The following is a 16,711-nucleotide window of genomic DNA, read 5'->3' as shown; positions in this document are numbered from 1 at the left end:
GAGGTGGGCGGCATAATCCCGACGTGACCCTCTCCGCGCGCCGACTCGCCCTCGCCACCTTGGACCGGCAGCTCCTCCTGGAGCGCCGGCCGATCGACGTGACGGACGCGGTGCGGCGCCTGTGCGCCCTCCAGGCGCAGACCCCCGCTTCCCCGTATCTCGCGCTGTGGAACCGCGTCGCGGACTTCGCCCCCGAGCACTTGGACGCGGCCTTCGCGGACGGCCGGATCGTCAAGGCCAGTCTGATGCGGATCACGTTGCACGCCGTCCACGCCGCGGACCACCCGGCCTTCCACGCCGCGATGCTGAGCTGTCTGCGCGCCGCGCGCCTGTACGACCGGCGCTTCACCGACACGGGGTTGAGCGCCGAGGACGCCGACACCCTGCTCGCCGACCTCACGCCGTATCTGCGCGAACCCCGCACCGGCGCCGAAGCGGAGGCCGAGGTCGTGGCGCGCCTCGGCGCGGGCACCGAGCGCGTCTGGTGGGCGCTGCGCACCTACGCGCCCCTGCATCACGTGCCGTCCGGCGGTCCTTGGTCCTTCGGCCACCGGAACACCTTCCGCGCCGCACCGAAGGCGCCCGAAGTGACGGCGGGAGAAGGGGCAAAGCAGCTGCTGCTCTCCTATCTACGGGCCTTCGGACCGGCGACGGCACAGGACTTCGCGCGGTTCACGCTGCTGCCGAGCGCCACGGTCAAGCACGCCGTCGACGCGCTCGGTGACACCCTGCGCCCCGTCGGCGGAACCGGACGGGCCGTGCTGTACGACCTGCCCGAGGCCACCGTGCCGGCCGAGGACGTCCCCGTACCGCCGCGGCTGCTGCCCATGTGGGACAGCTCGCTGCTCGCGCATGCCGTGCCGGGCCGGTTCATGCCGGCCGAGTTCCGGCCGGCGGCCGTCCGCCGCAACGGCGATGTGCTGCCCTGCCTCCTTGTCGACGGGCAGGTCGCGGGCGTGTGGCGGTCGCTCGACGGCGGAGGTCTGGAACTCACCGCGTTCCGCAAGCTCACGGCGGGTCAGTGGCGAGGTCTGACGCGGGAGGCCGAGCGCCTCGTGACCTGGCTCGCGGACCGTGATCCCGAGGTGTACCGGCGCTACGGGCACTGGTGGGACAAGGGGCTGCCCGGGGTCGGGACGCGGATCGTCAAGGGCTGATCGGTCGCACGCGGGTCGACAACGCCCGGCCGGCCGGGCCCCGGGCAGCCGTCCGTCACCGCACCAGACAGGGCCGCTTCGGGTCGAACTCCCAGCCGGGGAGGAGGAATTGCATCCCCGCGGCGTCGTCGCGCGCCCCCAGCGCCTTCTCCTTGTACAGCTCGTGCGCGGCCAGCAGCCGGTCCCGGTCCAGCTCGACGCCGAGCCCGGGCGCGTCCGGTACCGCGATCTCGCCGCCCACGATCCGCAGCGGCTCGACCGTGAGCCGTTCCAGGCCCTCCTGCCAGATCCAGTGCGTGTCCAGGGCGTTGTACGCGCCGGGCGCCGCGGCGCCGCAGTGCGTGACCATTGCGAGCGAGATGTCGAAATGGTTGTTGGAGTGACAGCCCCAGGTCAGTCCCATCGCGTTGCACAGCTGGGCGACGCGCACGGAGCCCCGCATGGTCCAGAAGTGCGGATCGGCGAGCGGAATCGACACCGACTGCAGGGCAAGCGCATGCGTCAACTGCCGCCAGTCCGTGGCGATCATGTTGGTGGCCGTGGGCAGTCCGGTCGCGCGCCGGAACTCCGCGAGCACCTCACGGCCCGAGTAGCCCTCCTCGGCGCCGCACGGGTCCTCGGCGTAGGCGAGGACGTCGCCGAGCGGGGCGCACAGCTCGATCGCCTCGCGCAGGGACCAGGCGCCGTTGGGGTCGAGGGTGACGCGCGCGCCGGGAAAGCGGTTCTTGAGCGCGACGACCGCCTCGACCTCCTCCGCCCCGTCGAGCACACCGCCCTTGAGCTTGAAGTCCTTGAAGCCGTACAGCTCGTACGTGGCCTCCGCCTGCCGCACGATCGCCTCCGGCGTGAGGGCCTCCTCGTGCCGGATGCGGTACCACGCGTGGTCCGCGTCCGGTTCGCGGACGTACTCCAGGTCCGTGCGGTCCGGGTCGCCCACGTAGAAGAGATAGCCCAACACACGTACGGAGGAACGCTGTTGGCCTTCCCCGAGCAGCGCGGCCACCGGTACGTCCAAGTGCTGCCCGAGCAGGTCGAGGAGCGCCGATTCGACGGCCGTGACCGCGTGCACGGTGGTGCGCAGATCGAAGGTCTGCGCACCCCGGCCGCCCGCGTCCCGGTCGCGGAAGCGGTCGCCGATCTCGCGCAGGACCCGCTGGTAGTCGCCCACCTTCGCGCCGAGGACCAGCGCCTCGGCGTCCCGCAGCGTCCGTGTGATCTTCTCCCCGCCGGGCACTTCGCCGAGCCCCGTGCGGCCCTCGGAGTCGGTGAGCACCACGATGTTGCGCGTGAAGTACGGGCCGTGGGCGCCGGAGAGGTTCAGCTCCATGCAGTCGCGGCCGGCTACCGGATAGACGGCGAAGGCGGTGACGGTGGGCTGGGTCATCGTTGGGGCTTCCTGTTCTGCGGGCGCGGCAGGGGCGGGGGGTGGGCTCAGCGCGTGGCCTCGGCCAACCGCAGCCCGGTGTCCAGGAGTTGGCCCAGTACGGCGAGATCGGCGGCTGCCGGGTCGGTCAGCGGCGCACGGACCGGACCGACGGGCAGACCGCGCAGCCGGGCGGCCGCCTTGACCAGCGAGACCGCGTAGCCGGGGACGGTGTCGCGCAGTTCGACCAGCGGGACGTAGAACTCCCGCAGGAGCTTGTCGGTGGCGGCCGGATCGCCGGCCCGCAGGGCGGCGAAGAAGGCGTTCGCGATCTCGGGTGCGAAGGCGTGCACGGCCGAGGAGTACGCGGGGACGCCGACGGCCGCGTACGCGCGGGCCTGGATCTCCGCGGTCGGTGCGCCGTTGAAGAACAGGAAGCCGTCCGGCGCGGCGAGCGTGAGGCGCTGAAGCCGGTCGAGGTCGCTGTGCCCGTCCTTGAGCCCGATCACTCCCGGGATCCGGGCAAGGGCCCGTACGCCGTCGGCGCCGAAGGTGACCTGGCCGCGCTGGTAGGCGATCAGCGGCAGCGAGGTGCCGGCGGCGATCCGGCGGACCTGCTCGACAAGCCCGGCCTCGGGGGCGGCCACCAGATAGTGCGGGAGCACCAACAGGGCGTCCGCGCCCGCTTCTTCGGCGATCCGTGCGAAGCGCAGCGCCTGCGCCCAGCCGTAGCCGATCCCGGCGACGACGGGCAGCCGTCCCGCGGCGATCTCGACGGTCGCCTCGACCACCGCGCGGTACTCGTCCTCGTTCAGCGCATGGAACTCACCGGTGCCGCACGCGGGGAAGACGGCGCCCGGCTCGGACGCCAACTGCCGCTCCAGGTACGCCCGGTAGCCCTCGAGGTCCAGCGCGCCCTCGTCGTCGAAGCTGGTCAGAGGGAAGGAGAGCACGCCGCGCGCCATGCCCTCGCGCAGTCTCCGGGTGAGGTCCGCCCACCGGTCGCTCATCGTTGTCGGCTGCGCTTCGTTCCCCGTCATGACTCTCATCCTCATATGTAGACGGTGTTCGCGTATGAAGATGGAGGCTAAGTCGATGAGGAGACGAGGTCAATGGGCCGCGGCTAAACCGCTTTCTCGCATCCGCTCCTGCGCGGCACCGTCCGCGCCCTACCCTGGACAGGTGAACGAGGGGGGCGGCATATGGCGGGTGGTGAGGAGAAGGTCCTCCTGGTCGATGACCACGAGGACAACCTGTTCGCCCTGGAAAGCGCGCTGGCGCCGCTCGGCCAGCCCTTGGAGCGGGCGACCAGTGGCAATGACGCGCTGAAGTCGGTGCTGCGCGGCGGGATCGCGCTGGTCCTGCTCGATGTGGTGATGCCGCAGGTCAGCGGTCTCGACGTGGTCCGCTACATGCAGCGCGTCGAGCAGACCCAGCAGATACCCGTGATCCTGCTGACCGGGTTCGGACGGGACAGCGAACTGGCCCGTGTCGCCTATCGGCTGGGCGTCGCCGATCTGGTGATGAAACCGGTGGACCCCTGGTCGCTGCGGACGAAGGTGCGCTATCTCCTGGCCCAGCGCCGCCGGATGCAGGCGCCCGACGCCCAGGTGCGGCTGCAAGATGTGGAGCTGCGCTCGCTGCGCCCCCAGCTGGAAGCCGCCCGCTCCCCGCACGCCGCCGTGCCGTTGCCGCACCCCGACGTGCGGGTCCCGCATCAGCAAGGGCCGCACGGGCAGCCCGGCGAGGACCGTGAGCAGCGGTCCCAGTTCGCCGAGGAGGGCGAGGTCTGACCCCCGCCTGACCCCCGCCCGTCCCCCGCAATCGCTCAGCCGACGAGCGGCCGCGCACCCGCTCAGCCGACGAGCGGCCGTACCTCCTGCGCCACGAACCGTACGAACCCCACCGGATCCGTCTCGTCCGCCGTCGGCTGCAGCACCACCGAGTCCGCGCCCGCGTCCGCGAGCAGCTCGACGGCCTTCGCGATGGTCTGCGCATCGCCCGCCGCGCCCAGACCCGGAGTCATCTCGCGCCCGTCCAGGGCCAGTTCGGCACGCAGCCGCTGCTCGGCGTCCGGGCCCCTGACGGCGGTCATGTACACCAGCACATGGTGGTCGTCGCTGCGGCCCGCTTCCGCGCGGCCCTCCTCGATCAGCCGCAGCCCCGCCCGCAGATCCGCGGGAGTCGTGGACGCCTCGAAGATCGTGCCGTCCGCCGCCTCACCGCTGAGCCGCACCGTACGAGGCCCTTTCGCGCCGGCGAACACGGGGGTGGGCGCGGCCGGCGGCCAGTCGAGGGCCACACCGTCGAGACGTACATAACGCCCCTCGGTCGTCACCCGCTCGCCCCGGAGCAACGCCCGTGTCGCGCCGAGGTGTTCGCGCAGCAGCGTCAGCGGTGACTCGGCGCGCGCCCCCACCTGCCCCATCCAGCTCTGGACGCCATGGCCCAGACCGGGGAGGAACCGGCCGGGGAAGAGGCGGTGCAGGGTCGCCAGCTCCATCGAGGCGATCGCCGCATTGCGCAGCGGTACGGGAAGCAGCCCGATGCCGACCTTCAACCGCTCGGTCCACGCCAGCGCGGCCGAGGCGGACGCGATACCGCTCTCCAGGAAACAGTCCTCCCACAGCCACAGTTGATCGAGGCCGGCGGCTTCGGCAGCCAGGGCCACCTCGCGCAGCTGCTCGGGCGGGGACTGGGGACGGAACACGGCGCCAAGGGATGTCATACGTCCCTTCCTACCCGCACCGCCGTCCCCGCGGTAAGGCTTTTCGGGCCCGGACACCTGCACTTTCCTCGGCCGCCTTGCACTTATCCTGACCGTGATGTTCGAACCTCAAGGTCCCACGCTGCGCGAACTCACCGTCCAGGCCCTCTCGTCCGTCGAGCACGGCTACGACCTCCTGGCGCCGAAGTTCGACCACACCCCGTTCCGCACGCCCGGCCACGTCCTCGACGCGGTCACGCGAGCGCTGCACGCCCTCGGCCCCTTCGAGCGTGGCCTCGACCTGTGCTGCGGAACGGGCGCGGGCATCGACGTGCTGCGCGAGGTGTGCCACGGGAGGGTGGCCGGGGTCGACTTCAGCGCCGGCATGCTCGACCGGGCCCGCCGCCAGGCCCCCGATGAGGTCGACTGGGTACGAGGCGACGCCCTCGCCCTGCCGTTCGGCGAGGCCTTCGATCTGCTCGTCAGCTTCGGCGCGTTCGGCCATTTCCTGCCGCGCGAACGGCCCGCGCTGTTCGCCGAGGCGTACCGGGTGCTGCGGCCCGGCGGCCGCTTCGTCTTCCCGATCGGCGCACCCCCGCCGGTCCGCTCCCGCGCCTACTGGATGCTGCTCGGCTTCGACTCGGTGATGCGGGTCCGCAACGCAGTGTGGCGGCCGCCGTTCGTCATGTACTACCTCGGCTTCGGTCTGCCCGAGGCGTCCGCCGAACTGACCCGGGCCGGCTTCGAGGTGACCCTGCGCGACCTGCCGGAACTCGGCCGGCGCCCCGACGGCTCACCCCGCGCCCGCGCGGTCGTCGCCACGAAGCCGCAGGCTCAGGAGAGCTGAGCACGACGAGCCTCACGCACAGGAGAGCTGAGCACGCCGAGCCGCACGCTCAAGAGAGCTGAGCCACCAACTCGCCCAGTGCGGCCCCCAGTTCCCGCAGTCCCTCGTTCGCAGGGCCCCCGGGCTCGCTCATGTACAGATCGCGCCGGATCTCGATCATCAACGCCCGCACCCGCTCCTCGCGCCCGTAGAACCGCAACGGTACATACGTCCCCGCGAACGGTGAGTTCACCGCCGTACCCCCGAAGCGCGCGAAGATCTCCTCCGCGCGGGCGAGCAGCTCGGGCGGCGTGTGGAAGGGGTCCACACCCAGGCACACCGGCGGCCGCGGACCGTCCCCGTGCAGCTCGTAGGGGAGCGGCCGGGTCGGATACGAGTGCACGTCGATCACCACGGCCCGCCCCGCCGCCTTCAACCGCCCCGCCACGGCGTCCGTCATGGCGTCCGCGTACGGATGGAAGTACCGCTCGAGCAGCGGACCCGGATCGAAGCCGTCCGGCCGCAGCACCTCGCGGTGCGTGGTGCGCGTGTAGACCGCCCCCATGCCGGCCGCCGCCATCTCCTCGCGCTCGTCGGGGAAGCGCTCGGGGTCGACGACGAGCCGTGAGAGCCGGTTGACGAACCGCCACGGCGCCCGGCCCACGCTCCGTGCCGCGTACGCGGCGATCTCCGCGGTGTGGGCGTCCGTGATGTGCCGGGCCTCGGCCGCGAGCGCCGCGTCGTCGAGCACGATGTCCCCGCGTACGGCAGCGGGAATCTCCCAGGCGCCGTGCGGCACATGCAGCAGTACGGGGGAGTCGGCGGCGCCGGGATGCACCTCGAAGGAGCTCATCGGCTCACCCTAGACACGCCGGGGGGCGGCGGCCCCCCCCCGGGGGCCCCGCCCCCCCGCGGGGGGTCACGCGGATCAGGCGTCCACGTACACGACCCAGACCTGGCCCTGCGCGAACGGCATCGGCTTGCCGCCCTTCTGGATGAACTTCGTGCCGCTCTTGGCGTTCGGCCGCATCCACCAGGACTTGTACGCCTTGCCGTCCCGCAGCACCGTCGCCCAGCCCTGGCCCACGGTCTTGATGTACGGGGTGACGGCGCCGTTGACGTCGCGGTACTTCGACGGCGGCATGTGCACCTTCTGGATCACGATGGTGCGGGCGCTCATCTGCCGCCCGTCGGACAGCCGCGCGGGCGCCCCGTCGAACGAGACGTACCAGCGCTTCTTCGCCGGCGACCAGCGGAAGGTGTGGCTGGCCGAGGCGTAGCGCACCGTGCGCTGCGCCATCGGCGTGCCGCCCTTGGGCGCGGGACCGAAGCGGAAGCCGATGTCGGTCGGCTTCCAGGCGCCCGGCGCGGACTTGAGGATCTTGGCCGGGTTCACGAACAGGTTGTGCGGCGCGGAACGGCCCGGGGCACGGAAGTAGGCGCGCGGCAGGGAACCGTGCGAACGCACGTAGATCGGCGAGTTCTTCAGGTACTTGTGCAGGGCGCTGCGCACCCCGGAGTACGCGAGCGCCGGCCGCCCGAACTGCTTGAGCAGCTCCACATCGGACTCACGGGCGCTGCGCACCGGGCCGAGGCTCTTGGGGATCTGGCTGGAGTACATGCCCATCAGGCGGCTCATCCCGCCCTCGACCTTCTCGACGTAGACGAGGTCGGCCTTGTCGAGGTTGTGGTGCGGCCGGGCCCGCCGTGCGTTGTCGAACTTCACGGCGAGCACCGGTCCCTGTTTGGCCATCAGACCGGTGTACGGGGAGATCTTCCAGGGGCCCTGGACCTGCTGGTACGCCTCCAGCGGCGAGTATTCGTCCAGCGTCGTGGACTCGGCGCCCTGCGGCGGTACGGGATCGTGGCGGTCGGCGGCCGGTGCGGCGCCGAGCGTGAGGCTGCCCGCGGCCAGGAGGGCGAGCAGCGGGACCGTGCGGCGACGGCGTCCAGTGGCGAGAGGGGACAAGCGAGGCTCCTTGGGAGGGCGCGCCCGCGGGCGCGCTGCGGCTGTGCAGGCGCAGCTTTCCTCCAGGGCACCCTGTTCGAATCAGTTCGGGCTCAGTGATCGCCTGAACGGGGACGCGTCCCCCGCCCATCCGGCCGCCCGTCAGGCCCTGTGCACCAGCCGGTCGACGGCCGCGGTCCCCGACCCGTACCGCACGGGCCGCAGCGCCGCGTATTGGTGCGGACCGGCGGCCGGCAGCTCACCCCCGTACAGGACCTGCTCGAGCCCCGCGGGCAGCCGCTGCACATCGTGCTGCGGCCGCACCACGAGGCGCAGGAAGGGGCTCGACGAGCCGATCTTGTTGCCGCACTCGCGGATGAGCACGCCGTGCGCGGTGAGCAGTTGGTCGCGCAGGACCGCTCCGTCGACGCCTTCCGGCAGCCTTACGTAGAGGAAATTGCCCTGGGAGGGGTAGACCGTGAGCCCGGGCAGCCGGCTCAGATGCCACTGCATCTCCTGCCGGTCGCGGCAGACCTGGCGCAGGCTCGTGTCATAGGCCGAGCGGTAGCGGCCGAGCAGGAACACCACGGTCTCGGCGAAGGAGTTGAGATTCCACTTCGGCAGCGCGGCCCGCACCTTTCCGGCGAGCCCCGGGTTGGCGACGAGATAGCCGAAGCGCACCCCGTGCAGGCCGAAGTTCTTGCCGAGGCTGCGCAGCACGATGACATTCGGCCGCAGGACGGCCTCCTGGGCGACGCTCGGTTCCGCTTCGGCGTCCGCGAACTCGAGAAACGACTCGTCGACCACGACGAGTTCGAGGTCCTGCAGCGCGTCGAGCAGCGCGAGCAGCGCACGCCGCGGGAGCAGACCGCCGTCGGGGTTGTTGGGATTGCAGACGACGGCGGTGCGTGAGCCCCGGCGCCGTACGAACTCGACGAAGGCCCCCGGATCGAGCTGGAAGCCGGCCTGCTCGGGCAGCGGATACATGTCGACGCGCTTGCCCGTCTCCATCGGCTGGTCCGTCCAGCGTCCGAAGGTCGGCACGGGCACGGCGAGGGACTTCCGTACCAGCAAGTGGTCGATCCAGGTGATCAGTTCGGTCGAGCCGTTGCCCATCGCCACGGTCTGCGGGTTGAGTCCGAGCACCGCGCACAGCTCGGCCGCGATGGTGTCCGCGCTGCTCGGGTAGTACGTGAGGATCTCCCGCAGCCGCGCGCCGAGCTCGTCGAACATCTCCGGCGTCGGGAAGTACGGATTGCACGGAATGCAGAAGTCGATCACCTGGGACCCGCCCCCGGCCGCCCGGTCGAGCGTCGCGTACGACGGGCTGTGCGCCGTGGCCGTGCGGAACAGGGCGGTGACATTGCCGGCGTCGGGCATGAGGGCCTCCGGGAGGGGCGGTCGTGCCCGGAGATACGGACGAGAGCCGGGGAACGCTCAACGGGTGGTGCCCGAGGGGCAGTTGGGCTTCCTCTGGTCCGGGGAGTGCGGTTCTGGCGCGCACTCCGAAATCTCCATGTTTAGGAATATTTCGGGCATTTTTCCTCGACGGGTGTGCGACTCGCACCCCGCTGACCTCCATGCATCACAGCACCCTCATAGTTCTTCACTCGCGGTTGAACTAGATGGCCATGCCATCTATCTCCATGGCTTCGAGCATCGAGGAACACCGACCCCGAACGTGTGAAGGATCACCATGGCCATGGAGGCGAGGCATGCGGCACCGCGCGGTACGAAGGGCGCCAAGGGGCGTTCGGAGCGGAGTGGCGCTCCCGGTCGTCGCGGCCCCGAGATGACCGCGGATCGCCGCAGCCCGGAGGTGGCCCCGGATCGCCGCAGCCCGGAGACGACCCTGGATCGCCGCAGCCCGGAGATCAGCGTCACGCAGGTCTCCGGCTCGGCGCTCGGCGTGGTGTCCGGCGCTCTGCTCGCGTCCGCACTCGGCCTCTTCGGTACGCTCGCCGGCGCCGTCATCTTCAGCCTCACCGCGACCGTGGGCGGCACCGCCTTCCAGCTCGGCCTGGACCGCACCGGCCGCCGATACCGGACCCTGCGCCGCACGCCGCCCCGCCGGGCAGCGGGGAAGTCAGCGCTTGCCGACGTGCACGACCCACACCTGACCGTCGGCGAACAGCAGCGGCTCGCCGTCGGCGTCGGTGTAGACCGTCGCTTCCTCGGCTGACTCCCGGCTCCAGCGCCCCTCGTGCGCCCGCCCTCCCCGCAGGACGAGGGCGTCGCCCCGCCCCACGGTCTCCGTGTACGGGGAGACGTTGCCCCACCGGTCGCGGAAGCGGGAGTCCCGTATGACCCCGTACTGCACCACGACCGTCGACGGCGTCAGGTTGGAGCGCGTGCCGTCCATCGACACCCGCCACCGGTTGCGCGCGGCCGACCAGGTGAACGCGTAACGCGCCGCCGGATAGCGCACGGAGTGCTCGCCGGTGGCCCGCCCGCCGGGCGGTGCCGCGCCGAACCGCAGTCCCAGATCCGCGGGTTGCGCTTCCTTGTCGGGTGCGGGATCGAGCCGCGAGGGGCGCAGATAGAGGTTGTGCGGGATCGGGCGCGAGGAGGAGCGGTAGTACGCTCCCGGCGCCTCGGCCGGTGAGCGCGGATACAGCTCGGCCTTGTCGATCAGGGGCAGCAGCTTGCCCTGCGCCCCGGAGAAGGCGAGCACCGGCTTGCCGTACTGGCGCAGCAGCTCCAGATCGGTCTCGCGCGCACTGCGCACCGGGCCGACGGCCTGGGGCAGCCGGCCGCCCGTGTACACGGCGAGCAGCCGGGTCAGCCCTGACTCGACCCGCTCGACATGGATCACGGCGGCCTCGCGCAGTCCGGTGTGCGGTCGGGCCGGGCGCACGTTGTCGATCTTCACGGCGAGCACCGTGGGCCTGCGGACGGTACGCGGCCGGGGCTCGGGAGGCGCGGACGACTCGGGTGCGGGCGTCGGCGGCTCGCGGTCGTCGGGGCCACCGCCCCGGTCGCTCACCGTGCAGGCGGCGAGCGTGGCGGCGGCGGGCAGCGTCAGGAACAGCCGCCGCCTCATGAGGCGGGCCGTACACGGGACTTCATAGGCATACGGATACCCGGCCGGGACACCGCTCAGCCCGAACGAAGGCCCCCCTCCGCTTGCCGCGGCCCCGGCTGTCGCAAGGCCCCCTTGTCGCCACGCGCCTTGCTCAGTAGCTTGGCGCGGACGCTCGCGAGAAAGCGCTTTCCGTGCAGGCTCTCAGAGGGGAACGGTATGCCGAAGCCGGGAACAGGCCAGCAGGGAACGGGCCAGCAGGGAACAGCCCGGAGGGGAATCCGCCGGCCGGGGATGGGCGGGCAAGGGACGGGCGATCGGGGACTTAGTCGGTGGGGCGGACGCCGAGCCGCCGCCGCCGGGGCCGGGGCGCCACTTCTGGCCGGGGTCCTCGCGGCTCCCCAGGCCGTGGCGGGCGGCAGCGGATCACCGGCCGCCGGACCCGACTACGGTTCCAGCGACGTCCTGCCGAGCCTGCGCCGCGACCTCGTCGCGCACTACGACTTCTCGCACCCCGCCCAGGACCCCGCCGTCGAACGGGACCGGGGCCGCTCCGGCACCGGCATCCAGCTCATCAACGGCGGCGACCGGATGCGGGTGCCGGACCAGGCGCATCGGCACAGCGGCAGCGCCCTCCAGGTCCAGCAGATCAACCCGGCCGCGGCCGGCAACGACGACTGGAAGGCCGGGATCTACGACGACCGGGCCGTCGAGTCGCTGCGCGCCTTCAGCGGGGCACGCGCCGCCACCGTGATGGGCTGGGTCAAGATGACCGGCGAGAACCCGAGCCCCAACTCGAACACCGCCGACCCCGGCGACCGGTACAACGCGATCGGTCTCGCCGGTGTCCTGTCCGGCGACTCCAACGGACACGACGTCCGGGCCCTGCTCGAACTCATCCAGGTGAACGGGGAGTTGAGGCTCGTGGCCCTCGGTCGCCGCGTCGACGGCGGCGCCTCCCAGACCTTCGCCGCCGAAGCCCACTGGCAGTCACTGCTGCCGCGCGGGGAATGGGTCTTCCTCGCCGCCACCTTCGACTACGACACCGGTGAGATGGCCCTCTACCGCAACGGCCGCCCGCTGCCCGGCTTCTACACCCGCACCGACGACCCCTGGGCGCTGGCGGGCGACCCCGAACCGGACCTGACCACGGCCGGCGACCCACGGGGCATCAAGATCGGCGGCAGCTTCCCGCAGAACACCCGCGAGAACAACCCGTGCAACTGCCGCATGGACAGCCTGATGTTCCTCGCCCGCGCGGCCTCACCCCAGGAGATCCTCGGCCAGTACCGCCGGGTGACTTGGTGAGAGGGACCATTTGTTCCGCGACATGCCCGGAATGGGCGTTCCGCACCGGACGAATGGTCCCCCTGCCGGGCGTGTCGGGTGCGTCAGGAGCGGCGGCGTCTGGTTGCGGCTACCCGTTGGGGGTCGATCACCGGGTGGGCCCACTGTTCGGCCAGGGACAGTGACTCCGCGCGGCCGTCCACCACGTGGGCGTGGGCGAGGGCCGCGGCGCGATCGCCGTCCCCGGCCGCGATCGCCTCGTACATCTCCTCGTGCTCCGCGCACTGCTGCGCCGGATCGCGCTGCGCGGTGAGCCGGAAGAGCCAGTGCGTGCGCGCCTCGAGCGGCCGCATCATGTTGGTGAGCAGCGGATTGTCCGCCAGTTCCACGATGTCCGCGTGAAAGCCCGCGTTGGCGGCCGCGATACCGCCCCGGTCCTGCGCGGCGATCGCCGTACGCGCCTGGGTGAGCCGGGCCGCGAGACGGCCGAGCCCCTCCGAGTCGGCGCGCTCGGCCGCGAGACGGGCGGCAAGGGACTCCAGTGACTCCCGTACGTCGAACAGGTCGCGCACATCCGCCGGAGTGAACGGCGAGACCAGCGCACCCCGATGCGGCACGAGCACCACCAGGCCGCCCGCCGCAAGGGGGCGCAGCGCCCCGCGCAAGGGGATAGGGGACACCGCGAGCCCGGCGGCGAGGTCCCGCTCCACCAGTGGGGCGCCCGGCTGGAGTTCGGCGTCGAGGATGCGTCGGCGCAGCGCGTCGTATGCGAGATCGCGCAGCGAACTCCGTGCTGCACCCGCCTGGCCTGCCACCATCGCCAAGATTTCCTCCGCTCGCTCCGGCCCCCACCCTAAGCGGACGGGCAGCCAGGTGCGTACTGCTAACCGGGCGCTAACACGCAGGCAACAAGCGGCTCCCAGACTGAGGGCGCGTAACGGTATACCGCTAGCGGGTTCGCGCTGCCCCCGGCAATGGCGCGCGGCCCCTCCCTCTGGAGGCACCACGTGGCACTCACTCACCCCCGGCGGGCCCTCGCCCCCGTCGCGCTCCTGTCCGTCACGGGACTGCTCACGCTCACCGGCTGCGGCGGCAACTCGTCCGCGCAGGACGGCGCCTCGGGCTCGGGGACGCTCAAGGTCGGCGTCCTCTTCCCCGGCTCGCTGTCCGACGGCGGCTTCATGGAGTCGGCCTACCGCGGCTACCAGCGGGCCGCGCAGGAGCACAAGGGCAAGGTCGCGTTCAGCAAGGTCGAGCAGGTGCAGGCCGCCGACTACGAGCAGGCCCTTGTGCGTTTCGCCACCAGCTCCGACCTGGTGATCTCCCTTGGCGGACAGACCGACGCGGCGGTACGGAAGGTCGCGGCCCGTTTCCCGAAGGTCAAGTTCGCCGAGATCGGCGGCCCGGCCGACGGCAAGCCCACCGCCAACCTCGCCCTCTACGACCCGCAGCAGGCCGAGGCCGCGTACCTCTCGGGCGCGGCGGCCGCGCTCCTGTCGAAGAAGAAGACCGTCGGCTTCGTGGGCGGCGCCGAACTGCCCGCGATCGTGAACGCGGCCAAGGAGTTCGAGCGCGGCGCCAAGGCGGTCGAGCCGGACGTGAAGGTGCTCACGCCGCAGTACGTCGGCGACTTCAACGACGCCGCCAAGGCCAAGCAGTCCGCGCTCGCCGACTACAGCGCCGGCGCCGACGTGCTCGGCCAGATCCTCAACCTCGGCCAGAACGGCGTCGTCCAGGCGGCCGCCGGCAAGGGCGGGACCCTCATCGGCGGGCCCATCCCGGCGGAGTGCGGCACCGCGAAGGCGTACGCCGCCTCCGTGGAGACCGACATCGGCGCCGAGATCGAGTACTCCACCGAGCAGCTGGTCAAGGGCAGTTGGAAGGCGGAGGCCGTGCACTTCGGCCTGACCTTCGACACACCGCAGAACGACATCCACCTCTGCGACACCGCCGACCCCTCGGTCGCGAAGAAGCTCGACGAGGTGAAGGCCGACATCACGTCCGGGAAGGTCAAGACCCGGTGACGGCGGCCCTGGAGATCACCGGCCTGGTCAAGTCGTACGGCGGGACGCGGGCGCTCGACGGCGTGGACCTGGTCGTCGAGGCGGGCACGGTGCACTGCGTCCTCGGTGAGAACGGCGCCGGAAAGTCGACGCTGTGCCACGCGGTCGCGGGTTCGCTCGCGCCCGACGAGGGGTCCTTGCGCCTGTACGGCGAGCCGTACGCCCCACGGCGTCCGGCCGACGCTCTCGCGGCGGGCGTCGCCATGGTGCACCAGCACTTCTCGCTGGTCTCGACCCTGACCGTAGGGGAGAACCTGCGGCTGCTGCGGCTGCCCGAGTTGCCGGTGCGGATCGAGCGCGTGCGCCGGACGTACGGGCTCGAGCTCGAACTCGGCGCTGTGGCGGGGGAGTTGCCCGTGGGCGTGCGCCAGCGCGTCGAGATCGTCAAGGCGCTCCTTCGCGACCCGCGCCTCCTCGTGCTCGACGAACCGACGGGGGTGCTCGGCCCTGCGGAGACGGACGCGCTCCTGGAGACCTGCCGGCGGATCGCGGCGGCCGGACACGCCGTCGTCCTCGTCACGCACAAGCTCGGTGAGGCGGTCCGCGCGGGCGACACCGCCACCGTGCTGCGCGGCGGACGGGTGGCGGGCGGCGGACCGATGACCGAGCTGTCCGCCGAGCGCCTGGTGCCGCTGATGATCGGGCGGGCGGTCGGTGCGCTGGACGCGACGGTGGCGGGGGCGGTGGGGCTGGAGGCTGCGGAAGTTTCACTCGGCGGGGGAGGGCCGGCGTCCGGTGGTGAGGAGGTTGGGGGTGTGGGGGACGGTGGTTGGGAGGCTGGTGTTGCGATGCCCAGTGGGCGGGAGGCTGGTGTTGCGCGGCCCAGTGGTCGGGAGGCTGATGCTGAAGGGCGCGCCCGTAGGGAGGCTGATGCTGAAGGGCGCGCCCGTACGGAGGGGGATGCTGTAGGGCGCGCCCGCGCGGAGGGTGATGCCGTCGAGGGCGTCCGGCGCGGCGGTGCCGCGCTGCGGCTGAGCGAGGTCACGGTGCGGCGGGCCGACGGTACGTATGCCCTGGACCAGGCGGACTTGGAGATCGGGTTCGGTGAGATCGTCGGGGTCGCGGGCGTCGAGGGCAACGGTCAGAGCGAGCTGATGGCCGTGATCGGCGGGGCGCTCGCGTCGGAGCGCGGGCGCGTCGAGCTCGACGGCGAGGACCTGACGCGGGCGAACCCCGCGGCCCGAACGCGGGCCGGGCTTGGGGTCGTTCCCGAGGACCGGCATCACGAGGGCTGCGTACCGGAGCTGTCCGTCGCCGAGAATCTGCACCTCGGGCGGCTGGGGGAGTTCCGGCGGTTCGGAGTGTTCCTGGACCGGGCGGCGCTCGGACGGGCGACCGCGACCGTGCTCGATGCACATGACGTACGGGCGCCGGGTGCCTTCGCCCCGATGGCGTCGCTCTCGGGCGGCAACCAGCAGAAGGTCGTCCTGGCAAGGGAGTTGGCGCTGGACCCGCTGGTGTGCCTGGCCGCATCGCAGCCGACGCGCGGTCTCGACATCGGCGCCGTCGAGGCGGTGCACGGCCGGATCCGTACGGCGGCCTCGCGGGGCGCGGGCGTGCTGGTGGTCTCGGCCGAACTGGACGAACTGCTCGCCCTGTGCGACCGCGTGGTCGTCGCGTACCGGGGGCGGCTGCTGGGGCCGGTGGACCCGCGGGGGGACGGGGCGCGTGAACGGATCGGGGGGCTGATGGTGGGGGCCGAGGCGACCGAGGCACCACCGGAGGCCGGACAGACCCCTCCCTCCCGGGGGCCGAGCCCTTCCAAGGCTATCGGCGCCCACTGACAACGACCCTCCGCAGCACCGTCCGAGCCCGCGCGACCAGCCCCGCTACCAGCCTGGCGCCCACGTCTGCCGGCGCGCCAAGCCCTCGCCCTGACGTCAAGCCCCCGGCCCTCGCGTCGAGCCTCCGGCCCTCGCGCCACCCCCGGGCCCTGATGTCCAACCTCCGCCTCTCGCGCCAAGCCCCGCCCGTACCCACCCGCCTGTACGCCCCCGGCCCTCGCGCCACCCCCGGGCCCTGATGTCCAACCTCCGCCCCTCGCGCCAGGCCCAGCCCTCCCGCCCGTACCCACCCGCCCGTACGCACCCGGCCCCCGCCCCGAACCAAGCGCCAAGCCCCGGCCCCGGTTCCGGCCCCACCGCGACCCACCTCACCTCATCCCACCCGAGCCGCGACCCACCTCACCCCACCCGAGCCGCGACCCACCTCGACCACCTCGACACCCCCTCAAGGAACCCCACCCCATGTCAGCACCCACCGCGACCACTTCGCCCTCCGAGCCGCCGCCCGCGCCGTCGCCCCCGCCGCCGTCCGCGGGCGGGCCGCCGGCCGCGCC

The 16,711-nt window shown here is 72.2% G+C and carries 15 protein-coding genes; 7 read left to right on the top strand and 8 right to left on the bottom strand.

Annotated features, from left to right (window positions below; all coding sequences use genetic code 11):
• Positions 1–23 precede the first annotated feature (23 nt).
• Positions 24–1,157, top strand: coding sequence for a winged helix DNA-binding domain-containing protein (locus tag JAO81_RS12150; RefSeq protein ID WP_199547820.1), 1,134 nt, complete (start codon positions 24–26; stop codon positions 1,155–1,157).
• 55 nt (positions 1,158–1,212) lie between these two features.
• Here JAO81_RS12150 and JAO81_RS12145 read toward each other — a convergent pair whose 3' ends face one another.
• Both JAO81_RS12145 and JAO81_RS12140 read right to left on the bottom strand, forming a co-directional pair.
• A complete protein-coding gene (locus JAO81_RS12145) occupies positions 1,213–2,541 on the bottom strand; it encodes an enolase C-terminal domain-like protein (protein WP_199547819.1) in 1,329 nt (442 codons plus the stop codon).
• 47 nt (positions 2,542–2,588) lie between these two features.
• Positions 2,589–3,560, bottom strand: coding sequence for a 5-dehydro-4-deoxyglucarate dehydratase (locus JAO81_RS12140; protein WP_233415261.1), 972 nt, complete (start codon positions 3,558–3,560; stop codon positions 2,589–2,591).
• Positions 3,561–3,722: 162 nt separating this feature from the next.
• Between JAO81_RS12140 and JAO81_RS12135 the strand changes: the two genes are divergently transcribed.
• Positions 3,723–4,313, top strand: coding sequence for a two-component system response regulator (locus tag JAO81_RS12135; RefSeq protein ID WP_199547818.1), 591 nt, complete (start codon positions 3,723–3,725; stop codon positions 4,311–4,313).
• Positions 4,314–4,375: 62 nt separating this feature from the next.
• Here JAO81_RS12135 and JAO81_RS12130 read toward each other — a convergent pair whose 3' ends face one another.
• The gene (locus tag JAO81_RS12130) at positions 4,376–5,248 is read right to left on the bottom strand and encodes an LLM class flavin-dependent oxidoreductase (RefSeq protein WP_199547817.1); all 873 of its coding nucleotides are present in this window, start codon (positions 5,246–5,248) and stop codon (positions 4,376–4,378) included.
• Positions 5,249–5,345: 97 nt separating this feature from the next.
• Here JAO81_RS12130 and JAO81_RS12125 point away from each other — a divergent pair, with 97 nt between their 5' ends.
• Positions 5,346–6,074, top strand: a complete 729-nt coding sequence (locus tag JAO81_RS12125; RefSeq protein ID WP_199547816.1) for a class I SAM-dependent methyltransferase — start codon at positions 5,346–5,348, stop codon at positions 6,072–6,074.
• Between the two features lie 49 nt (positions 6,075–6,123).
• Here the strand turns inward: JAO81_RS12125 and JAO81_RS12120 are convergent, their stop codons facing one another.
• The 3 genes from JAO81_RS12120 to JAO81_RS12110 all read right to left on the bottom strand — a co-directional run bounded on the left by JAO81_RS12120 (position 6,124) and on the right by JAO81_RS12110 (position 9,381).
• Complete coding sequence (locus JAO81_RS12120; RefSeq protein WP_199547815.1) at positions 6,124–6,906, bottom strand: N-formylglutamate amidohydrolase; 783 nt, start codon at positions 6,904–6,906, stop codon at positions 6,124–6,126.
• Positions 6,907–6,981: 75 nt separating this feature from the next.
• Entirely contained in the window at positions 6,982–8,022 is a 1,041-nt protein-coding gene (locus tag JAO81_RS12115) for a DUF3048 domain-containing protein (RefSeq protein ID WP_199547814.1), read from the bottom strand.
• Between the two features lie 141 nt (positions 8,023–8,163).
• Positions 8,164–9,381 (bottom strand): histidinol-phosphate transaminase, encoded by a 1,218-nt coding sequence (locus tag JAO81_RS12110; protein ID WP_199547813.1) that lies wholly within the window; start codon positions 9,379–9,381, stop codon positions 8,164–8,166.
• A gap of 322 nt (positions 9,382–9,703) precedes the next feature.
• Between JAO81_RS12110 and JAO81_RS12105 the strand changes: the two genes are divergently transcribed.
• Positions 9,704–10,183, top strand: a complete 480-nt coding sequence (locus JAO81_RS12105) for a hypothetical protein (RefSeq protein WP_199547812.1) — start codon at positions 9,704–9,706, stop codon at positions 10,181–10,183.
• Here the strand turns inward: JAO81_RS12105 and JAO81_RS12100 are convergent.
• Positions 10,088–11,044 carry a DUF3048 domain-containing protein gene (locus tag JAO81_RS12100; RefSeq protein ID WP_199547811.1) on the bottom strand — a complete coding sequence of 319 codons (957 nt, stop codon included), beginning with the start codon at positions 11,042–11,044 and terminating at the stop codon, positions 10,088–10,090. The two genes, JAO81_RS12105 and JAO81_RS12100, sit on opposite strands and share 96 nt — an antisense overlap.
• Positions 11,045–11,431: 387 nt before the next feature.
• Between JAO81_RS12100 and JAO81_RS12095 the strand changes: the two genes are divergently transcribed.
• A complete protein-coding gene (locus tag JAO81_RS12095) occupies positions 11,432–12,331 on the top strand; it encodes a LamG-like jellyroll fold domain-containing protein (protein ID WP_307813316.1) in 900 nt (299 codons plus the stop codon).
• 83 nt (positions 12,332–12,414) lie between these two features.
• Here JAO81_RS12095 and JAO81_RS12090 read toward each other — a convergent pair whose 3' ends face one another.
• Positions 12,415–13,128 (bottom strand): GntR family transcriptional regulator, encoded by a 714-nt coding sequence (locus tag JAO81_RS12090; protein ID WP_199547810.1) that lies wholly within the window; start codon positions 13,126–13,128, stop codon positions 12,415–12,417.
• Positions 13,129–13,317: 189 nt separating this feature from the next.
• Between JAO81_RS12090 and JAO81_RS12085 the strand changes: the two genes are divergently transcribed.
• On the top strand, positions 13,318–14,334 hold the full coding sequence (locus JAO81_RS12085; RefSeq protein WP_307813315.1) for a BMP family protein: 1,017 nt from the start codon (positions 13,318–13,320) through the stop codon (positions 14,332–14,334).
• The gene (locus tag JAO81_RS43390) at positions 14,331–16,157 is read left to right on the top strand and encodes an ATP-binding cassette domain-containing protein (protein ID WP_307813314.1); all 1,827 of its coding nucleotides are present in this window, start codon (positions 14,331–14,333) and stop codon (positions 16,155–16,157) included. Before JAO81_RS12085 ends, JAO81_RS43390 begins: the two co-directional genes overlap by 4 nt.
• The last annotated feature ends 554 nt before the right edge of the window (positions 16,158–16,711 follow it).

The sequence above is a fragment of the Streptomyces sp. N35 genome (assembly GCF_016464295.1).
In the GTDB taxonomy this organism is placed as follows: Bacteria; Actinomycetota; Actinomycetes; order Streptomycetales; family Streptomycetaceae; genus Streptomyces.
Note: the sequence above shows the minus strand (reverse complement) of the source record. Positions and strands in the feature narration are given on the sequence as shown.

Bases quoted from the DNA above. Each gene is read 5' to 3' on its own strand.
- JAO81_RS12120 (WP_199547815.1), bottom strand. From the start codon at position 6,906: ATGAGCTCCTTCGAGGTGCATCCCGGCGCCGCCGACTCCCCCGTACTG.
- JAO81_RS12145 (WP_199547819.1), bottom strand. From the start codon at position 2,541: ATGACCCAGCCCACCGTCACCGCCTTCGCCGTCTATCCGGTAGCCGGC.
- JAO81_RS12135 (WP_199547818.1), top strand. From the start codon at position 3,723: ATGGCGGGTGGTGAGGAGAAGGTCCTCCTGGTCGATGACCACGAGGAC.
- JAO81_RS12090 (WP_199547810.1), bottom strand. From the start codon at position 13,128: ATGGTGGCAGGCCAGGCGGGTGCAGCACGGAGTTCGCTGCGCGATCTC.
- JAO81_RS12110 (WP_199547813.1), bottom strand. From the start codon at position 9,381: ATGCCCGACGCCGGCAATGTCACCGCCCTGTTCCGCACGGCCACGGCG.
- JAO81_RS12130 (WP_199547817.1), bottom strand. From the start codon at position 5,248: ATGACATCCCTTGGCGCCGTGTTCCGTCCCCAGTCCCCGCCCGAGCAG.
- JAO81_RS12105 (WP_199547812.1), top strand. From the start codon at position 9,704: ATGGAGGCGAGGCATGCGGCACCGCGCGGTACGAAGGGCGCCAAGGGG.
- JAO81_RS12100 (WP_199547811.1), bottom strand. From the start codon at position 11,044: ATGAGGCGGCGGCTGTTCCTGACGCTGCCCGCCGCCGCCACGCTCGCC.
- JAO81_RS12125 (WP_199547816.1), top strand. From the start codon at position 5,346: ATGTTCGAACCTCAAGGTCCCACGCTGCGCGAACTCACCGTCCAGGCC.
- JAO81_RS12140 (WP_233415261.1), bottom strand. From the start codon at position 3,560: ATGACGGGGAACGAAGCGCAGCCGACAACGATGAGCGACCGGTGGGCG.